This is a genomic window from Coprococcus sp. BIOML-A2, assembly GCF_009875795.1.
In the GTDB taxonomy this organism is placed as follows: domain Bacteria; phylum Bacillota; class Clostridia; order Lachnospirales; family Lachnospiraceae; genus Coprococcus; species Coprococcus aceti.
Window position 1 is genome coordinate 497507 of sequence record NZ_WWSI01000002.1, and the last position, 19016, is coordinate 516522.

20 protein-coding genes and 1 pseudogene are annotated in these 19016 nt (G+C 42.6%); 20 read left to right on the forward strand and 1 reads right to left on the reverse strand.

Annotated elements, in window-relative coordinates:
• The first annotated feature begins 34 nt into the window (after positions 1 to 34).
• The 8 genes and pseudogenes from ligA to GT575_RS15535 form a co-directional block, all read left to right on the forward strand.
• Complete coding sequence (ligA, locus tag GT575_RS06505; protein ID WP_161171738.1) at positions 35 to 2071, forward strand: NAD-dependent DNA ligase LigA; 2037 nt, start codon at positions 35 to 37, stop codon at positions 2069 to 2071.
• A gap of 35 nt (positions 2072 to 2106) precedes the next feature.
• Positions 2107 to 3015 carry a homoserine O-acetyltransferase MetA gene (gene metA, locus GT575_RS06510; RefSeq protein WP_055272755.1) on the forward strand — a complete coding sequence of 303 codons (909 nt, stop codon included), beginning with the start codon at positions 2107 to 2109 and terminating at the stop codon, positions 3013 to 3015.
• 440 nt (positions 3016 to 3455) lie between these two features.
• Positions 3456 to 3629 (forward strand): TnpV protein, encoded by a 174-nt coding sequence (locus GT575_RS06515; RefSeq protein ID WP_330369936.1) that lies wholly within the window; start codon positions 3456 to 3458, stop codon positions 3627 to 3629.
• Between the two features lie 124 nt (positions 3630 to 3753).
• Positions 3754 to 4467 carry a TetR/AcrR family transcriptional regulator gene (locus tag GT575_RS06520; RefSeq protein WP_082418028.1) on the forward strand — a complete coding sequence of 238 codons (714 nt, stop codon included), beginning with the start codon at positions 3754 to 3756 and terminating at the stop codon, positions 4465 to 4467.
• Positions 4464 to 5975, forward strand: coding sequence for an LPXTG cell wall anchor domain-containing protein (locus tag GT575_RS06525; protein WP_161171740.1), 1512 nt, complete (start codon positions 4464 to 4466; stop codon positions 5973 to 5975). The genes GT575_RS06520 and GT575_RS06525 overlap by 4 nt, the downstream gene beginning before the upstream one ends.
• 300 nt (positions 5976 to 6275) lie before the next feature.
• On the forward strand, positions 6276 to 6518 hold the full coding sequence (locus GT575_RS06530) for a hypothetical protein (protein WP_161171741.1): 243 nt from the start codon (positions 6276 to 6278) through the stop codon (positions 6516 to 6518).
• A 280-nt stretch (positions 6519 to 6798) separates the two neighbouring features.
• Positions 6799 to 6957, forward strand: a complete 159-nt coding sequence (locus GT575_RS14910) for a hypothetical protein (RefSeq protein WP_167530871.1) — start codon at positions 6799 to 6801, stop codon at positions 6955 to 6957.
• Positions 6954 to 7449, forward strand: a pseudogene (locus tag GT575_RS15535) (type IV secretory system conjugative DNA transfer family protein); the annotation flags it as partial. The gene GT575_RS14910 and the pseudogene GT575_RS15535, both read left to right, overlap by 4 nt.
• 205 nt (positions 7450 to 7654) lie before the next feature.
• On the opposite strand, the gene GT575_RS06540 reads toward GT575_RS15535, so the two are convergent.
• The gene (locus GT575_RS06540; RefSeq protein WP_161171742.1) at positions 7655 to 8449 is read right to left on the reverse strand and encodes a helix-turn-helix domain-containing protein; all 795 of its coding nucleotides are present in this window, start codon (positions 8447 to 8449) and stop codon (positions 7655 to 7657) included.
• Positions 8450 to 8563: 114 nt separating this feature from the next.
• Between GT575_RS06540 and GT575_RS06545 the strand changes: the two genes are divergently transcribed.
• The 12 genes from GT575_RS06545 (at position 8564) to brxC (ending at position 18996) form a co-directional block, all read left to right on the forward strand.
• Positions 8564 to 10033, forward strand: a complete 1470-nt coding sequence (locus GT575_RS06545; RefSeq protein WP_004853264.1) for an alpha-N-arabinofuranosidase — start codon at positions 8564 to 8566, stop codon at positions 10031 to 10033.
• 138 nt (positions 10034 to 10171) lie between these two features.
• Complete coding sequence (locus GT575_RS06550) at positions 10172 to 10318, forward strand: hypothetical protein (RefSeq protein ID WP_161171743.1); 147 nt, start codon at positions 10172 to 10174, stop codon at positions 10316 to 10318.
• 36 nt (positions 10319 to 10354) lie between these two features.
• Positions 10355 to 10666 carry an HIRAN domain-containing protein gene (locus GT575_RS06555; protein WP_161171744.1) on the forward strand — a complete coding sequence of 104 codons (312 nt, stop codon included), beginning with the start codon at positions 10355 to 10357 and terminating at the stop codon, positions 10664 to 10666.
• Positions 10667 to 10709: 43 nt separating this feature from the next.
• Positions 10710 to 11201: a hypothetical protein gene (locus tag GT575_RS06560; protein ID WP_161171745.1), complete on the forward strand. Its 492-nt coding sequence runs from the start codon at positions 10710 to 10712 to the stop codon at positions 11199 to 11201.
• A 648-nt stretch (positions 11202 to 11849) separates the two neighbouring features.
• The gene (locus GT575_RS14915; protein WP_192934960.1) at positions 11850 to 12230 is read left to right on the forward strand and encodes a DUF6674 family protein; all 381 of its coding nucleotides are present in this window, start codon (positions 11850 to 11852) and stop codon (positions 12228 to 12230) included.
• 10 nt (positions 12231 to 12240) lie between these two features.
• Entirely contained in the window at positions 12241 to 12504 is a 264-nt protein-coding gene (locus GT575_RS06565) for a hypothetical protein (RefSeq protein ID WP_192934961.1), read from the forward strand.
• A 27-nt stretch (positions 12505 to 12531) separates the two neighbouring features.
• A complete protein-coding gene (locus GT575_RS15615; protein ID WP_442872221.1) occupies positions 12532 to 12696 on the forward strand; it encodes a type II toxin-antitoxin system HicA family toxin in 165 nt (54 codons plus the stop codon).
• A gap of 17 nt (positions 12697 to 12713) precedes the next feature.
• A complete protein-coding gene (locus GT575_RS06575) occupies positions 12714 to 13535 on the forward strand; it encodes a zinc ribbon domain-containing protein (protein ID WP_161171747.1) in 822 nt (273 codons plus the stop codon).
• 438 nt (positions 13536 to 13973) lie between these two features.
• Positions 13974 to 14186, forward strand: a complete 213-nt coding sequence (locus GT575_RS06580) for a helix-turn-helix domain-containing protein (protein WP_161171748.1) — start codon at positions 13974 to 13976, stop codon at positions 14184 to 14186.
• Between the two features lie 17 nt (positions 14187 to 14203).
• Complete coding sequence (locus GT575_RS06585) at positions 14204 to 14803, forward strand: DUF1819 family protein (protein WP_161171749.1); 600 nt, start codon at positions 14204 to 14206, stop codon at positions 14801 to 14803.
• A 2-nt stretch (positions 14804 to 14805) separates the two neighbouring features.
• Complete coding sequence (locus GT575_RS06590; RefSeq protein WP_161171750.1) at positions 14806 to 15393, forward strand: DUF1788 domain-containing protein; 588 nt, start codon at positions 14806 to 14808, stop codon at positions 15391 to 15393.
• Positions 15394 to 15405: 12 nt separating this feature from the next.
• The gene (gene brxC, locus GT575_RS06595) at positions 15406 to 18996 is read left to right on the forward strand and encodes a BREX system P-loop protein BrxC (protein WP_161171751.1); all 3591 of its coding nucleotides are present in this window, start codon (positions 15406 to 15408) and stop codon (positions 18994 to 18996) included.
• Positions 18997 to 19016 lie beyond the last annotated feature (20 nt).

The window sequence follows — 19016 nt, forward strand, 5'->3', positions numbered from 1 at the left end:
AGAGAGTGTATATAGGATTTTTTGTGGGGTGTGTATGGAAGATATTAGTAGAAATACCAGTGAAAATATTAAAGAAAATAATGACATCAGCGGCAATAACGATAATGGCAAGATAACCAGAATTAAAGAACTTGTAAAGCAGCTCAACGATGCTGCAAAGAAATATTATATGGAAGATACAGAGATCATGAGCAATCTGGAATATGATGCTCTGTACGATGAGCTGAGTGCCCTGGAGAAAGAGACCGGGATGGTCATGAGCAACAGCCCGACGGTCAAGGTAGGATATGAGGTCGTCAGTGAGCTGCCGAAGGAGGCTCACGAGCATCCAATGCTTTCTCTTGACAAGACAAAGGATGTAGGTGCTCTTGCGTCATGGCTTGGCGGTCAGAAGGGCGTAATATCCTGGAAGATGGACGGACTCACAGTTGTTCTCACATATGAGAACGGAGAGATGATAAAAGCGGTTACCCGTGGAAATGGTGAGATAGGTGAGGTCATCACGAACAATGCGAAGGTATTTGCAAATGTACCTCATCACATCCCGTACAAGGGCAAGCTGACGATCAGAGGCGAGGCGGTCATCAAATACTCGGATTTCAATGCGATAAATGAGAAGATAACGGATGCGGAATCTAAGTACAAGAACCCGCGAAATCTGTGCAGCGGCTCAGTGAGACAGCTCGATAACAAGATAACAAAAGAGAGAAATGTACATTTCTTCGCTTTTAATTTAGTGGACGGTGAGGATGTGGACTTCCACAATTCATTCAAATATCAGCTTGACTGGTTGGAGCAGCAGGGATTTACCGTGGTAGAACACTACCTGACAGACTCGGCGGCACTTCCTGATAAGGTGAGGGAATTTTCAGAGAAGATAACGGAGAATGACTTCCCATCGGATGGTCTGGTACTCATGCTGGATGATCTGGCATACGGAAGAAGCCTGGGAACCACAGCCAAGTTCCCGAGAAATGCCATGGCGTTCAAATGGGCGGACGAGGAAGCGATAACCCACCTCCGCTATGTGGAGTGGAGTCCATCAAGAACTGGACTCATCAACCCGGTTGCTGTATTTGACCCGGTGGAGCTTGAGGGAACAACAGTCAGCCGTGCCAGCATACACAACGTCAGCATACTTAAGTCATTGGCGCTTGGCGAAGGTGATGAGATTGCAGTGTACAAGGCGAATATGATCATTCCGCAGATTGCAAGGAATCTAACCATGAGTGGTAACGTGGTCATACCGGCTGCGTGTCCTGCATGCGGAGGAGAGACTGAGATAGTGAGGGAGGAAGGCGGTGCAGTGTCAGGAGTTGAGACTCTGTACTGCACAAACCAGTTCTGCCCTGCGAAGAAACTTAAGTCATTTTCACACTATGTGTCCAGAAATGCGTTGAATATAGATGGACTCTCAGAGGCGACCATAGAGAAGTTCATAGATGAGAAGATCCTCGAGGAGCTTCCTGATCTGTATAAGCTTGCGGCTCACAGAGAACATATAGTTGAACTTGAGGGATTTGGCGAGAAGTCGTACAACAAGCTTGTGGCTGCGGTGGACGCATCCAGACAGACGAACATGTGGCGTCTTGTCAATGGTCTCGGCATTGCAAATGTCGGAGAGGCGACAGCCAAGCTCATGGCAAAGCATTTTGCAAATGATATGGATGCCATGAAGAAGGCAGATGTGTCAGCATACGTTGAGATAGACGGAATCGGTCAGGTTATAGCAGAGGATATAGTCAGATACTTTGAAAATGAGAAGAATTGTGCTATCATAGATAGGTTGATGGCTGAGCTTACGTTTGTGGATGAGGTTTCTGATACGGAGCAGGATCTGGCGGGCAAGGTGTTCGTCATAACCGGTTCGCTCACCCATTTTGACAACAGAAATCAGCTCAAGGGACTGATAGAGAGCAGAGGAGGTCAGGTTACAGGTTCTGTATCTGCCAAGACCTCATATCTTATAAATAACGATGTGAATTCTACATCATCCAAGAACAAGAAGGCAAAAAGCCTTGATGTGCCTATCATATCTGAGGAGGATTTCTTAGAATTGATTGGACAGTAGGAGTAACTGTAGTAAATGGAAAGGAATGAATAGAGATGCCGATAAGAATAGATGATGATCTGCCGGTTAAGAAAACATTGGAGGACGAGAACATATTTGTCATGGGAACAGGAAGGGCGCACAGCCAGGACATAAGACCCCTTGACATCCTGATACTCAACCTCATGCCGCTGAAGGAGGATACAGAGCTGCAGCTCATGCGAAGCCTGTCAAACACCCCACTTCAGGTGAACATCACGCTTCTTAGAACCATGTCCTACGAGTCCAAGAACGTGACAAAGGGACACCTTGACAGATTCTACGAGGATTTTGACAGCGTAAAGAACCGCAAATGGGACGGTTTCATCATAACCGGAGCACCTGTTGAAAAGATGGAATTTGAGAATGTTGACTACTGGGATGAACTCCGCGAGATCATGGATTGGTCCGAGACAAATGTCACATCGACCATGCACATTTGCTGGGGCGCCCAGGCGGGACTCTACTACAGATACGGTGTGCAGAAGTTCGACCTTCCGCAGAAACTGTCAGGCATATACGAACATCACACCTTCCACAAGAGAACACCGCTAGTCCGCGGTTTCGACGATGTATTCTATGTGCCACACTCAAGATATACCGGTGTGTCCAAGGAGGACATTGTAAACAATGATCACCTTGAGATCGTAGCCGAGTCAGATGTGGCTGGCCCGTACCTCATAATCGGTGACGGCGGCAAAAACATATTTGTCACAGGACACCCTGAGTACGACGTGCTGACCCTTGACCAGGAGTACCACAGAGACCTCGGCAAGGGCCTGAATCCACAGATTCCGGTGAACTATTATCCAGACAACGACCCGGAAAAGAAACCAGTGAAGAAGTGGAGATGCCACGCGAATACTTTGTATGCGAATTGGCTCAATTATTACGTTTATCAGCTCACACCTTATAAGTGGGAGTAGGAGCTGGTGAGACCGCATAAAACCTGAGAATTTAAGCCAAATGCGTTACATATCAATAAAGACATAAATGTATGTAATATGATGTGATTTTTTGTAATTTTATGACTTTGTGGCGATTAATTGGTGTTTTTTCAAAATGCAGATGGTGTTTTTTTAAACGGCGCTAGGCAGAAGATATTAAATATAAAATTAAAACACAGCACTATGTAGATGAGTGGGAGTTATCTATATGGTGCTGTGTTTTTCGTTGTAATTTCTTAATCTATAGTATTTAGAAAGGCGAGTAATGCCTCTCTTTGTACAGAGTTGAGTCTACATATTCTGGTTGACAGTGGATCATTGATTAGAACCTTATTATCATCATCAAAAAAATCCCTTAATGAAATGTCAAGTGCTTTGCACAATTGGAAAAGAACTTCTATTATCACCGCAAGCAATCCGTGCAGAAAGCCGGAGAAGCAATATTTTCTCGGCTGGTAAAGCAGCTTTCCGAAAAAGAGGGCGTAACGGAAGCCCTCAAAGCGGAAAATCAAATGCTGTGGGTGCAGAGGATGAACAACAGATGGCGGCTTTTCCTTTTCAGGCAGTATTCAATAAGTCATAAAGTTCCGTGAGTAATGGAAGAAGCCAGCGTTTGCGGAAATGTCACAATTTACGGAGGTAAAGTTTCAAATTCCACTTGCCTTTTTGCACTTGTTATGATATTATTAGTATGCGTACTAGGATGCTCAAATAGAGGTGATATATTTGCGGAGAGACAGCAGTGAAACAAAGAGGAAAATACTGACCGTGTGCGTCCGTCTCTTTTTGGAGCAGGGGTATAAAAACACCTCTGTCAGTCAGATTGTGGATGAAGCAGGTGTTGCAAGAGGAAGCTATTTGAATTTGTTTCCTACCAAGGACAGAATTTTGCTGGAATTGACCGAAACGATGTTCGGCGGACAGTTCGGCGTGGCAAGAAGCATTGCAGACAGCAAGCTGCCGCCGGTTTACGCTTATGCGGTGGAAACGGCGATTCAACTGACACTGACCGAGTTGAACGAGAACCTGCGGGAAATCTACATCGAAGCCTACTCCCTGCCCGAAACATCGGAATATATTTACCTGCATACCACAGCAGAGCTGAAACAGATTTTTGGTGAAAAATTTCCCGATGATACCGAGAGCGACTTTTACGAGATGGAAATCGGCACGGCGGGACTGATGCGCAGCTATATGGCGAGAAAATGTGATATTCATTTTCCGTTGGAACGCAAGCTCAGCCGCTTTTTGACGGCGGCTATGCGGGTGTATCGGGTACCGGAGGCAGAGCAGGCAAAGGTGCTTGCCTTTATTCAATCACTGGATATCAAGGCAATCGCCACCGAGGTAATGTATAAGCTGTTCGCCATGTTGGAAATGAAATATGACTTTAAGCTGTCAAAGGACAGCAAAGGAGAGGAGACTATATGAATAAGAAAATTTTGAGCGTTGTGCTCATACTGTGCGTGATGCTGGCTGTTATGCCTATGACGGCATATGCGGCGAATATTGCGCTTTGTCGTAAATGCGGCCAGATACAAACGGTAAGGGTGACTTATCAATACGCAAATGATAAATTGCACCGAACCGCTCTTACATGCACGGTGTGTGATAATACATGGGATTACTGGGAGTCACACATGTGGAGCGGAACGGCGACTTGCACAAGCGGAAGGACATGCACGGATTGCGGCGGATCTTCCGAACCGCTTGGGCACGACTGGGGCGCTTGGACGCAGAACAGCGATGAAAAGACCCACACCCGAATCTGTAAGCGTGACACCAGCCATACGGAAACCGAGAATTGCCACGGCGGCACGGCGACCTGCACCGCCAAGGCTGTCTGCACGGTCTGCGGCGGCGAATACGGCGAGATGGCGGCACACAGCTTCACTGCCGAAAAAGCAGAGGCGCAGTATTTGAAGTCTGCTGCAACCTGTACCGAAAAGGCGGTCTACTACAAGTCCTGCGCAGTCTGCGGTCTGAGTTCCGAGGGCACGGCGGATGAGGCGACCTTCCTCTCCGGCAATGCACTGGACCACAACTGGGGCGATTGGACGCAGAACAGCGATGAAGAGACCCACACCCGAATCTGTAAGCGTGACACCAGCCATACGGAAACCGAGAATTGCCATGGCGGCACGGCGACCTGCACTGCCAAGGCTGTCTGCACGGTCTGCGGCGGCGAATACGGCGAGATGGCGGCACACAGCTTCACTGCCGAAAAAGCAGAGGCGCAGTATTTGAAGTCTGCTGCAACCTGTACCGAAAAGGCAATCTATTACAAGTCCTGCGCAGTCTGCGGTCTGAGCTCCGAGGGTACGGCGGATGAGGCGACCTTCTTCTCCGGCAATGCGCTGGACCACAACTGGGGCGCTTGGACGTCCAACGAAGACGGCGCCCATACCCGCACCTGCACCGTTGACGGATGCTCTGCAGGCACGCAAACGGAGAATTGCATCGATGCAAACAAAGACCACAAATGTGATATCTGCGATTATATAATCAGCGAGTGTGCAGACGATAACAAAGACCACAAGTGTGATTATTGCGGCAAGAAGCTGACTGAGCACACCGGCGGGAAAGCGACCTGCAAGGACAAGGCAAAGTGCGAAGTCTGCGGTGCGGAATACGGTGAGCTTGATGCGAAGAACCACACCAACTTAAAGCACTTCCCGGCAACTGCGGCGACCAAGACCACCGAGGGCAATATCGAGTACTGGTACTGCGAAGGCTGTGGTAAATATTACAGCGACAAGGACGGTACAAAGGAAATCAAAAAAGCCGACACCGTAACGGCGAAGCTGAAGGACGATTCCAAATCTCCGCAGACCGGCGATACAAGCAACCTTGCTTTGTGGATTGCCTTGCTGTTTGTCAGCGGCGGTGCAGCCATTGGCACAACGGTTGTCAGAAGAAAGAAAAAGTACAACAGATAATTGAATAGCGTTCCCTTGCTCCATCTTCCGAGCAAGACAAAAGCGTCGTAGCGATACGGCGCTTTTTTGTTACCCGGAAGCGACAAACAGCGGCTTTTGAATGGTTGGCGGTAAAGGATACCGCCGCTAAAACAAAGCCGCTCATATCGAAAGAAAACGCCCAAAATCGCCCAGAAAAATGACAGTTCGGAGAGGTTTTGGGCATTTCTGCGTTTCGGGAGCAAATCGGCAGTGAAAAGGAGGTGCTCGCTATGCCCCGTATGCCGAAATACCTCAAGGAAGAATTGGCGTTCTTTCTTGATGAGCGTGGCAGGAAGAAATACAACGAGCTTTGCAGGAAATGCGAAAGGAGCTGCAAGCAGCGTTTCATACTATCAAAGACAGTATTTCAATGCGTCCTCTGCCGTGGAACGATTGCAGGAACGGTATGACCGGCTCAAAGAAAAAGGCCAGCCGTTTTTGCAGGCACTGGAACACTTTCCAAAGCTGGTGGAGGTCTTTGTGAAGAAGGTCAAGGAGCTTTTCGGTATCAAGGAAGCGTAGGAGCGCAAGGAACGGGAGGACAGAGCAGCCGCCCGAAAAGAACAATCCAAACATCGTCGGGGCAGAAATGATTGGGAACGGCAATGCCGCCAAGCTGGACATCCGAGAGTAGCATCCGAACCACGAGCGCTGCGGGAAGGGTATCACGCTCACGGAGGACGAGGGCAGAAATCTTTACGCAGCACTCAAGGCAATCTATGAAAAGGAATAATCCTTTTTCGGCTGGTAACGGGGCGTTCGGAAACGGACGCCCCTATTTTTACGGAGGGAGGTGATGACCGTGGAGGATATGAAAACCGGCTTTGTAGAGAGAATCGGCGGCACCATTTTCGTTGTCAACGCAATGCCCGCAGAGAACGCAAAGCATACGCAGGAGGAGCTTGTAAAGGCTCTGATTGCAAGAGAAGCAATGGCTTTGCAGGAAGCAGATGTTGCCTGATTGCCAACACGACACCTAAAGGTGCCACCCCATCTGATCCGTTCTGGGAGAAAGCAGGGTAAGTCGTCAAAACTGGATACAAGAATGAAGTTTTTACAGGAGAACAATCCTCTTGGAGCTAATCATCCGGCGGTAAAGCAGTATAACAAATGTATGAGAGGTGCCGGAGATACCGTTAGTTCTATTATTATCAGTGCAAATTCCAGACTGGCATTTCTTGAAAATAAACAGGTACTCAGGCTGCTTTCAAAGGATGATCTTAATCTGCCTGAAATAGGGATAGGAGTAAATGGGGATGGTGAAACAAAGACAGCTCTGTTCTGTGTAATTCCAGATAGTGATAAATAATATAACTTCATTATCGGAATGTTATATACACAGATATTCCAGGAGTTATATTATCAGGCAGATTTCAATTGCGGTGGCAGATTACCGATTCATGTGACATTCATGCTTGATGAATTTGCAAATGTTGCATTGCCGGATGATTATATCCTTGACGAGATTGCCAAGTTTGTTGCTGTGCCACATAATTCCTGTCGGAGCTTTTCGGGGACAGCCGCTGTACGCCCAAGTCTTAATATCTGCAGGAGAGCCGACGATATATGTTTCCGTATCTTCCGTAAAGTCAACAATTATGCCAACCGAAGCAATATCCGCGCAATGTTCAAAAAAATTCATCATAAAAGTTTATTCCTTACCATATAAAGTTGCTTTTCAAATTATCATTCTTGGAAATTTTCCTGTACTCACTTGGTGTGATCCCTGTTCTTTTTTTGAATATCTTCATAAAGCATATCTCATTTCCGTATCCGCAGAGGTCGGATATTTCCTTAACGGTCATATCGGTGGTCGAAAGATAATATTGTCCTGTCTTGATCTTTGCGGATAAAATATCTTCATAGCAGCTTATCCCGAATTTCCGTTTGTATATTGCCTGAAGATATGACGGACTCAGATTCATTTTTTCAGCAAGCTGATATATATTGCTGTAGCTCCCTGCATTGCTGTAAATATCGGTGCGGAGCATTTCAAGAGCGGAAATGCGGCTTTTATCGCTGTCAGGATTTATGCTGCTTTCGGATATTTTCATAAGTATCATCTGCATAAGCATATTTTCGTACTGTTTCCTGTTGGTCGAATCGGCTACATTTTCACGGCATAATATCGTAAGCAGCTCTTCAATTGCAGGAATATCCGCCGAGGTGATAAGCGTGTCAGTTTTTATCCCATTCATAAGCTCGGTATCGTCCGTATCAAAATGGACAAAGTGATTAACATAACTTCCGCACAGAGTTTTGTAATGCTGCATTGTTCCCTTGCTGTATAAAATGAGGCTGTCGGGAGAAACGGTTATTTCTTCACCGTTTTGTATCAGAACAGCGGAGGTCTTGAAGATAACAAGAAGATCATCTCCCGAACCATCCGGTCTGCATATTTCAAAATTCCCTTTGTGTCTTACGTTCTGACAGACTGTGTTTATATTTATCATATCATCACCTCAAAGTACGAATGGTTAGTATAATAACATTATAAGTCATTGCAATACCAAAGTCAAAGACTTACACTGATAATATAATAATTCAGTATGCAGCGGAGGTATAATATGAAAAAAATATCAATAGTAATAAATGCAGACGACAGGCTCGGACATATCTCTCCCGAGATATACGGACATTTTTCCGAGCATCTCGGAAGATGTATCTACAACGGTATATATGTGGGTGAAAATTCACCTATTCCGAATACAGACGGAATAAGGAATGATATCATCGAGGCGTTCAGAAATATAAAAGCTCCCGTTTTCCGCTGGCCTGGCGGCTGCTTTGCGGAAGAATATCACTGGCAGGACGGTATCGGTGAAAAAGCCTTGCGCCGAAAGATCGTGAACACGAACTGGGGCGGAGTTACGGAGGATAATTCTTTCGGTACACACGAATTTATGCGCTTCTGTGAGCTTGTTGGCTGCAAGCCTTATATAAACGTCAATGTTGGCAGCGGCAGTGTTCGTGAAATGTCCGAATGGATAGAATATATGACCTCAGATGCGGAATCGCCTCTCACAGAGCAGAGAAAGAAGAACGGCAGAGCCGAGCCGTGGAAACTCGAATACCTCGGTGTCGGCAATGAAAACTGGGGCTGCGGAGGAAATATGCGTCCCGAATATTACGCCGACGTTTATAAAAGGTATCAGACGTTTTGCCACAATTATTCGGGAAACAGACTTTACAGAATAGCCTGCGGTCCAAGCTCTGCCGACTATAACTGGACAGAAGTCATGATGAAAAATCTTGACAGCAATAATGTTGATGCTATCGACCTGCATTATTATACGATGCCCGTATGGCCCGAAATGGAATCAGCCACCGATTTTGACGATGAGCTTTATTATAAAACTATCGCTGCAGCGAACTTTTCCGATGAGCTTATCACAAGACATTCGGAGATAATGAATCGCTATGATCCCGAAAAGAAAATAGGACTTGTAATAGGCGAGTGGGGCTGTTGGCATAAGGTAGAAGAGGGTACGAACCCGGGATTTTTATATCAGCAGAATACTATGCGTGATGCTATCGTTGCTGCAATAGAGCTGAATGTTTTTAACAGACACAGCGACCGTGTTGTAATGGCAAACCTTGCACAGGCGGTGAATGTTCTCCAATCGGTCATTCTTACAGAGGACGATAAGATGATAAAAACGCCTACATATCACGTTTTCGACCTTTTTAAAACACACCAAAACAACGAGGCAGTTTACTGCTATACGCAGAACGAAAATATGTCGGAAGGCAAAAATGCTCCGATGATCTCGGTTTCCGCATCGGTGAACGAAAAGAGTATGACCGTTACCGCCGCAAACTGTTCGCTTACTGAAGAGGCTGCTGTTGAATGCAGCATTTTCGGATTTAAAGCATCATCGGTTTCGTGCAGGATACTTACAAACGAGGCGCACAGCTATAACGACTTCGACTGTCCCGACAGGGTGAGCATTACCGAGCATACGGCAGTCATCAAGGATAATGTTTTAAAGCTGAATATTCCGCCTTGTGCTGTTGTGGAATGTGTTGTTGACTAAATATTGGGGCATATTCACAGTGCATTTCGTCTTTATAATAAAAATATAAGCATAAGAGCTGCGTTTCATTAAAGAAGCGCAGCTCTTTGTTTTAGGAGTAGGAGTGGGGACGTTCCTTTTGTAACGAGGAGTGTCCCCGTGTCACGATTAAGACAGGTGACACTCCTTGTGACAGATGGACACTCTTCAAGACAGAAGGAACGTCCCAAAAGTGCGCGGTGGGAGAATTTCCGTACATGGCTTATGATAATCTGTGTTCAGAAGCAGGGAAATGAAATCAGTTAAGTGATAAATTACCAAATCTGAAAGGAGACATAAGTTATGAGTAAGAAATATTTTACGATTGCAGGATGTAATCACTACTATGGAAATGAGTATATGAAAAAGGGCATGAAGGTGAAACTTGTTAAGGAACCTGATAATGAATATGATCAGGAAGCAATACAGGTGAAAATCAAAGGCCTCGGCAAGGTTGGTTATGTGGCAAACAGTTCATATACAGTCAAGGGAAAATCAATGAGTGCCGGAAGACTGTATGATAAGATAGGCAAAAAGGCTAAGGCGAAGATAGTATTTATACTTGATGACAGTGCGATATGCGAAGTGACGGATGATGGACTAGCCGGTAAATAAAAAGATACCTGGATGGCTATTATAAAAGAGAGAGGTGGATTGTATGAAGAACAATTCAGTTGGCGGAAAGATCTTAATTGTTGTGATTATAATAGGTATCTTGTATATCATCGGCAGTTCAGTGGATGCAAGCAAATCAAAGTGCGTTAAATCAGGATGCAATAATGAGCGGTCATCAGGAAGTGCTTACTGTATTTTACATAAACCATATGAAAACTCATCGTATAAGAATTCATATAGCAGCACCACAAGAGCTACGACAGAAAGTACGACTGAAGTTACGACAAAGACAACTGAGAGAGCAACTACCAGTGCTACTACAAGGGAAGAACCGACTACCAGAGCTTGGAAGGATAACAATTCATATAAAAATAATACATCTGGCAATCTATACAAGTCATACGATGATGGATATGATGACGTGTACATGGAGGGGGATTATGATGATGACAGATATAACAGAGATTCGGATTACGCTGATGGTGTGGACGATGCTATAGAGGATGATTATGAAGAGGGAGATGGAGATTGGTAGTATATTTTATGTTGTATTTCAGAGTAAAATAAATAATTGCAGTTTAAAAATATAAGAAAACACTTTATAGATTTGGCTGAATTAAAAAATAAGTTTATATTATATAATAGAATATGGTCAGTTGTTAGTATAGGGGACGTTCCTTTTGTAACGAGGAGTGTCCCCGTGTCACGATTAAGATATTGGATGATCTCCTATACAGAAAAATGTGTTTTAAGCAAAAGGTGCTACATATCAATGATAAATGTATGCAAAATGATGTGATTTTCTATAATTTAATGACTTTGTGGCGATTAATTGGTGTTTTTTCAAAATGAAGATGGTGGTTTTAAAACGGAATTAGTTGGAAAATACATAAGATATAAAATTGGGGAACAGCACTATATAGTTGATAATTTAGGCTGATTTCGGAGCGAATTGGGGGCAAATGGGGTCAAAAAATCGTTCTTAAAATTTAAAAATTTAAAAAAATATTACTATGTGAAACAGATTGGGATTGAATTCATTAAAATAAGCTGATGTATGTTGCAATACACCGGCTTATTTTTTTGCTTTCGGGGTGCGAGATGCCACTTGTCATCGGCTACGTAGATGAAGGAGTGAGAAAACCTCTTTGATACGTACCATTGACAAGTAAATAGGACAGGCATGAAGAATAAAGCTACGGAGATAGTGAATGAAATAAAAAGCAGAGGCAAAGAGGTCTTAAGTAAGGTTACAGAGTTTTGGGGAGTGAAGCAAAAACTTGAAAATATCCGGGACAAGATTAGAGGTGGTATTTCAGAGACAAATGAGACTTTGGCAAGAATCGAGGGATTTGCGGAGGGCATGACAGCTTCTAACGATATGTTTGTAAATAGCTTCCGGATGCTTATGGGAAAAGAACGGAAGAACTATAAAGACAATATGTTTGTCAAAATTGATTCATGTGCAGAAACATTTGCCGGAGAAACATCGTGCCGGAAAAGTATTGTTTGTAATTACCACAGATGGATTAGAAAATTCCAGTACAGAGTTCAATTACAATGATATTAAGCGAATGATTGAAGCAAAGAAAGAGTGTGGATGGGAGTTCTTATTCCTCGGAGCTAATATTGATGCCGGCAAAGAAGCTGAAAAAATCGGTATTGAAAGAAACAGGTCTGTAACATATGAGAATGACCATGATGGAGTAGCACTCAATTACGAGGCTGTTGGCAGAGCAGTGAGAGGCGTTACAAAAAGCAGAACATGTAGTGTAGAACTTGATGATGCCTGGGCAGATGATATCGCAGAATATCATGAGAATGCAGGGAAAAGGTAGGTTATATTCATGGTAGATGCAAGAGAAATGAAAAAGATACTTCGTAATAATGGATATGAATATCAAAGATGCAAAGGCTCACATTTTATGTATTCGAACGGTATTTATACGGTTGCAGTTAATAAAGATCTAAATGCAATGGTAGCAAAAAGAATAATTATGCAGTACCACCTGCAGGTATCAGGTGTGTAAGAAGGGAGAACAATTTTATGGCAATGATTGTATGTCCGAATTGTGGAGAACAGGTATCAGAAAAAGCAAGAAAGTGTGTGCATTGCGGTGCAATATTGATACCAGAAGAGAAGAAGCATTGCATGGAATGCGGTGCTGAACTCGAAGAGGGGGTGACAGAGTGTCCGAATTGTGGCTGCCCGGTAGATGATACACTAGGGCAGGAAGCAGATGAAAAGCCGCAAAAGGTAGAGGTAACAGGGGTAAAAGTGACTAAGAAGCTCAAGACTGTCATTGGAATTATAGTAGCCTTACTGATAATAGGCAGTGTAACAGCAGTTGCGATAACAGAGTATCAGAAGAAAAAAGAAACCAAGGAATATGCACAAAGAGTTGAAAAATACTCAGATAATCTAGAACTTGCAACTTTTACCATGTTGTCTGGTGCAGGCGATGCAGAATCAAGTGCAAACTTGATTAAACAGGTCTGGTATAACTCCATTTATGAGAAACAAGATGATGAAACAGATAAGTATACCAAACCGGATGGATATTTTGTATCTGATTTTAATGATGCATTAGGAAATTTGTATTCGGATGAAAGTTTCAGCAGGAAGATAAGTAGTATAAAGGACAATCAAGATACCGTAGGCGGATTGATGAAGGAACTAAAAAATCCACCTGACGAATATAAGGAGGCATATGATGCACTTTCTGTGTTTTATGAAGCATACATATCGCTCACGAATTGTGCTATAGATCCATCTGGCAGCTTACAGACGTATTCAAGCTCTTTCAATGATGCTGATACGAATACACTTAATGCTTATAAATCAATGGAGTTGTATCTTGATGACTGATTTAATTATCCCCTAGGATGACAGCAGGGGATGTGTGGATAAAAGAGTTCTATGGAGACTAGCGGATCAAAACAGTTTAGTGACTAAACATTGTGTGGGGGTTAGTTACTAAACTGCTCTAGTTCTCAATGACAAATATGATATTAATCCAGCGTGGGTTTTCGTATTTTTAAAGTTTCTATACTGTGCTTTCTGATTTCTTCTGGAACTTTGTGAACAATTGCTTTCTCGGGCATTTCTATCACCTCGTTTTTCAGATTTCGTATCTCGATAATTATATAATAATACGACATTCCATAAAAATAAACATGAATAAAGTTCGCAAGAAATTGCGATGTATTTGTTGTGGAATTCTACAAATTATAATATAATTTTACCATGGGTTTTAAACCATGTTTAGCATGAAGATATTATATATATATATCCGCGAGGTGTGAGATGAAAGTTAGTTATAACAAGTTATGGAAGTTATTGGTAGACAGAAAAATGAGCAAAGCTGACCTTCGCAAGGCTATAGAGATAGCTCCAAATACTTTGACGAAAATGCGTAAGGATGAGGAAGTATCCATGAGTGTACTCCTTAAGATAGCTACATACTTAGATTGTGATATTAGTGATATATGTGAGTTTGTAAAAGAGAATAAAGAATAATTGGCTGGGAGAACAAAATGGCAGATGTAGTATATAGTGCAGGACTTACATCAAAATTATTCTGGTTACAGGAGTCAAGGAAGACCGCAGGATATATTTTGAATGGATATAGCAAATCAGATATAAAAAAAATTGCGTGGCAGGAAAATATATACCAAGTAAAGGCTGAATATAGGGCGTATGAAGTATTAAATGGTACATATAGACGAGTTGCAGCCTTACCTGAAGCGGTATTACAGGTGTTTATAACTTGTGATGTAGAGACAGCAAAGATTATAAATTTAATTGCGATATTATTGGATAGCAGATTATTTTTTGACTTCCTTCATGAAGTATATGATGAAAAGATTCGATTGGGAGAGAAAGAAATTACAGACCGGGATCTGAATGTATTCTTTTCAGATAAAGCGTTGCAGAGTGATGTGGTAGCTGGATGGACGGATACAGCAGTACGGAAACTGAAACAGTGCTTTACTAGAATGATGTTTGAGGCGGGATTGCTTGAAAGTAGTGCAAAACCAAGAACAATCAAGCCAATTCACATTGACTATCGTACAGAGGAATTGCTGACTGCAAATGGACTGGGAGAATACATGAAAGCTGTGAAAGGAGTCTGAGCATGGCAAAGTTAAGTTTGGATGATAGGCTAAATCAGATAGAAGAAAAAATATCTGAGAAGTCTTTCAGAGAAAACAAAGGATTGGGCAACGAAGTCGGGTATTATATTTTCGATTATGATCCAAGAGAAGAGCTGTATGTGAGAAATCATATAGCGTATCTTAAGGATAGAATAAATAACGGGAACAAGGATTTCAGAATAGTTGAGTTTGACCTGTTTCATCTGATGATTCAGATATTGCAGGAAGAAGGGTATCTGGAAGCATTCTTTGATTTGGAAAAGGAGAATGGATTCTTTGATATGGCAGACAGCCTGGTAGAAACTTTGGGACTGGACGAAACAAATGAATTGAATCTTATCGTTTCGAAAATATTGCAGGAAGATTTGACGGATAGTGTGGTATTTCTTACCGGAGTAGGCAAGTGCCATCCGATAATCGCAAGCCACAACATCTTGAATAACCTGCATCAGGTGCTTGATACTGTTCCAGTTGTGCTCTTCTATCCAGGAGAGTACAGTGGGCAGGATTTAAAACTATTTGGAACTATGGACTCACGCAATTATTACAGAGCATTTCGTTTAGTGTAGGGGAGGAAAACAATGCAGATAAAGAATATGTTTGAAAAGCAGATTGACCGTGACATCAAAGGCGTTATTAAAGTAGGTCAGTCGGATGAAGAGAATGTATATCAGGAGTTAGATGAATATGTAGTGACTAAGGAGCTTCTGAAGCATTTCAGGGATTTCTTCAACAATTATGAAAAGGGTGTAGATGGATATACAGATAAGATGGGTGTCTGGATTTCCGGATTCTTTGGAAGTGGTAAATCTCACTTCTTAAAAATATTGTCTTATTTATTAAAAAACAGCACAGTAGAAGGTAAAAGAGCCATTGAGTATTTTACAGATGGTAAAAAAATAGAAGATCCGATGCTTATTGCAGAGATGACAAAGGCTGGAATAATTGAGTCAGATGTCATGCTTTTCAATATTGATTCAAAAGGTTCTGCAAAGGTAGGCTCCGGCAAGGAGGCTATCGTTGAAGTGTTTATGAAGGTGTTCAATGAGATGCAGGGATATTGTGGTTCAATACCTTATCTTGCAGAATTTGAACGTCAGTTGGATAACGAAGGCAGATTTGAAGAGTTCAAAGAGAATTTCGAGGCAAATGTAGGTGCACCTTGGGAGAAAAAGAGACAGGCATTTGCAGTTATTCAGGATAAAGTAGTAAAGACATTAGTCGAGATGAATTTCATGAGTGAGGAGGCAGCCCGTAACTGGTGCAAGAATGCAAAGGGTAACTATGACCTCAGTATCGAGAAGTTTGTATCACTTGTGCAGGAGTATTGTGCGAAGAAAGGACCGAATCATCATGTTATCTTCTTAGTTGATGAAATCGGTCAGTATATTGCAGATGATACACAGCTTATGCTCAATCTCCAGACAATTGTGGAAGACCTTGGAACAGCCTGCAAAGGTAAGGCATGGGTTATCGTAACGAGCCAGGAGGATATTGATTCTATTACAAAGACAAAGGGAAATGACTTCTCTAAGATTCAGGGACGTTTTGATACGAGACTTTCTCTTTCAGCATCCAATGTTGACGAAGTAATCCGTAAGCGTGTGCTTGCCAAAAATGATACAGCAACACAGACGCTCAGACTTCTCTATGAGCAAAAAGAATCAATTATCAAGAATCTTATAACATTTACAGCGGATACAGCAGATAAGAAGCTGTATGCAGATAAGGCGGATTTTGCAGACTGCTATCCATTCATACCATATCAGTTCAATCTTTTGGGACAGGTACTTACTGCCGTCAGAACACATGGCGCTAGTGGAAAGCATCTGTCTGATCAGTCACGTTCTATGCTTGCACTGTTTCAGGAGTCGGCAATCAGAGTGATGGATAAAGAAGATGGCGTGTTGGTTCCGTTTAGTTTCTTCTATGATCCATTACATAAGTTTATTGACCACCAGCACAGTCAGGTAATCTCAGATGCAGAGAATAATAGTAAGCTTGATGAGTTCGATGTAGAGCTTTTGAAAGTTCTCTTTATGATTAAATATGTCAAGGAAATCAAGGCCAATGTAGATAATCTTACCACACTTATGATTTCCAATATTGATGATGACAGGATTGAAGTCCGTTCTAAGATTGAAGAATCATTAAAGAAACTGATTAAAGAGACACTTGTACAGAAGAATGGTGAAATATACATCTTCCTGACAAATGAGGAGCAGGAAATCAATAATGCCATCAACAATGAGTCAGTAGAGATGGGGGAAATCATCGGAGAGGCTTCTACAGTTATCTTCGAGGAAATCTATACAGAGAAAAAATATCGTTACAGCAGTCGTTACTTATTTCCATTCAACCAGAAGGTGGATGACCGATTCTTCAAAGGCAATCAGTCTAACGATATCGGAGTGACAGTTATTACACCTTATGGTGGAGATTATGCAGACTCTGCACTTCGTCTGCTCTCAGCGCAGGAAAGCAGCGTAATTGTGAAGCTGCCTAATGACAGTACATTCCTTGATGAGATTACAGAATCCATAAAGATATATAAATTCCTTAATAAAAATGCGTCCGGAGCCAGAGGCAGCTTTGACAGTATCCGCAGGGCAAAAGAGGATGAGCGTATTGAGAAGAAGGACAGAATCCGAATCTTTATTGAAGATGCATTAAAGAATGCTGACATCTATGTAAATGGCGATAAGGCAACCATTTCAGCTAAGGAGCCGGCAACAAGAATCAATGAAGCACTCGGTAAGCTCGTAGCAATGAAATATAATAAGCTTACCTATATGGAGACAGCACCGGAGCTTTCAGATATCAGCGCTATCTTTAAACATAGCGATGGTCAGATGAGTTTCCTTGGCACAAGTGATACCACACCGAATAAGCTTGCTTTAGAGGAGGTGGTACAGGTAATCGGATTAAATAATGCCAGACATATGAAGACATCCCTTAAGTCATTACAGGATAAGTTTGGTGCAGCACCATATGGATTTGATCCAAAGGATGTGCAGTGGCTTGTTGCAATGCTGTTCAAGCTGGGAAGAGTGTCTCTTACTCTTAACAGTCAGAGCCTGTCATTACTTTCAACGAATTCGGATGAACTGGTAAGATATATTACAAAACGTGAATATGTAGAGAAACTCCTGATAGACATCAGAGAAAGAGCAACTGACGGACAGATTCGCTCCGCAAAAGAAGTTATGAAGGATTACTTCGGATTTACTGTATCCAGTGATGATGATGACAAAATCATGAGCAGCTTCAAGAACAGAGCAAAGGATAAAGTCGAAGTATACGATGACATCCTTGTAGAGTACAGAATTAATCCGAAATATCCTTGTAAGCGACTGATGGAAGAGGCAAGAAAGCGACTTGCAGAAATCCTTGATATTAATGAGCCTACAGAGTTCTTCAAGACAGTAGATAAGAAGAGAGATGACCTGCTTGATGATGCAGAAGATACTGCACCTGTATTTGACTTCTTTAAGGGAGACCAGAGAAAGATTTTTGAAGAGGCAGTGAAGAACCTTGCATATTTTGGCAACAGTAAGACTTATGTAAGTGATCAGGAGCTGTTAAAAGTAGTTGAAGAGATAGAGACTATCGTAAAGGACAGCAAGCCTTTCGGTAAGATCCAGAGATTACCAGAATTAAATAAGAGATTTGAAGAGCTTCATATGGGATTGCTTGAAAAGGAAGCAGCTATCATGGATCCATTAGTACATGACGACTTCCTTAAAGTGAAAGAAGTATTGGATACTAAGCCATTTGCGGAAGTACTCCGTCCTCGTATCAATCAGAGATTTGATGAGATCTGGGAGAAACTCAGAACGTCCAGTGATATTGCTACAATTAAGAACATTAAGCTGGAAAGTGATACTTTAAAAATCAAGTGCCTAGATGAGATAGATGAATATGAGAGGGCACATCAGCCTGCACCGGAACCACCTGTTGCACCAGCAGTATCCGGTAAAGAGCCGATTAATCCTACACCTGCACCGACTAAAGAAAAGACAAAGAGACGTAAAAATGTTTCCATCAGCAATGTAGCAGGGGCTAGAACATATTCGATAGAGTCAGAGCAGGATATTGATAAGTTCCTTGCTGAGATGAAGCAGAAACTGATGAATGAGCTGGAAGAAGACACAATAATTACATTGAGCTGATGAGCTTGATTGGAGGATAT

What these genes read in the sequence shown, in the direction of transcription:
- GT575_RS06525 (WP_161171740.1), top strand. Translation starts at nt 4,464, where the DNA reads ATGAATAAGAAAATTTTGAGCGTTGTGCTCATACTGTGCGTGATGCTG.
- GT575_RS06590 (WP_161171750.1), top strand. Translation starts at nt 14,806, where the DNA reads ATGGCAAAGTTAAGTTTGGATGATAGGCTAAATCAGATAGAAGAAAAA.
- GT575_RS06580 (WP_161171748.1), top strand. Translation starts at nt 13,974, where the DNA reads ATGAAAGTTAGTTATAACAAGTTATGGAAGTTATTGGTAGACAGAAAA.
- GT575_RS15615 (WP_442872221.1), top strand. Translation starts at nt 12,532, where the DNA reads ATGAAAAAGATACTTCGTAATAATGGATATGAATATCAAAGATGCAAA.
- metA (WP_055272755.1), top strand. Translation starts at nt 2,107, where the DNA reads ATGCCGATAAGAATAGATGATGATCTGCCGGTTAAGAAAACATTGGAG.
- GT575_RS06560 (WP_161171745.1), top strand. Translation starts at nt 10,710, where the DNA reads ATGAAGAACAATTCAGTTGGCGGAAAGATCTTAATTGTTGTGATTATA.
- GT575_RS06575 (WP_161171747.1), top strand. Translation starts at nt 12,714, where the DNA reads ATGGCAATGATTGTATGTCCGAATTGTGGAGAACAGGTATCAGAAAAA.
- GT575_RS06565 (WP_192934961.1), top strand. Translation starts at nt 12,241, where the DNA reads ATGATTGAAGCAAAGAAAGAGTGTGGATGGGAGTTCTTATTCCTCGGA.
- GT575_RS06530 (WP_161171741.1), top strand. Translation starts at nt 6,276, where the DNA reads ATGAGCGTGGCAGGAAGAAATACAACGAGCTTTGCAGGAAATGCGAAA.
- GT575_RS14915 (WP_192934960.1), top strand. Translation starts at nt 11,850, where the DNA reads ATGAAGAATAAAGCTACGGAGATAGTGAATGAAATAAAAAGCAGAGGC.
- GT575_RS06555 (WP_161171744.1), top strand. Translation starts at nt 10,355, where the DNA reads ATGAGTAAGAAATATTTTACGATTGCAGGATGTAATCACTACTATGGA.
- brxC (WP_161171751.1), top strand. Translation starts at nt 15,406, where the DNA reads ATGCAGATAAAGAATATGTTTGAAAAGCAGATTGACCGTGACATCAAA.
- GT575_RS06540 (WP_161171742.1), bottom strand. Translation starts at nt 8,449, where the DNA reads ATGATAAATATAAACACAGTCTGTCAGAACGTAAGACACAAAGGGAAT.
- ligA (WP_161171738.1), top strand. Translation starts at nt 35, where the DNA reads ATGGAAGATATTAGTAGAAATACCAGTGAAAATATTAAAGAAAATAAT.
- GT575_RS06545 (WP_004853264.1), top strand. Translation starts at nt 8,564, where the DNA reads ATGAAAAAAATATCAATAGTAATAAATGCAGACGACAGGCTCGGACAT.
- GT575_RS06585 (WP_161171749.1), top strand. Translation starts at nt 14,204, where the DNA reads ATGGCAGATGTAGTATATAGTGCAGGACTTACATCAAAATTATTCTGG.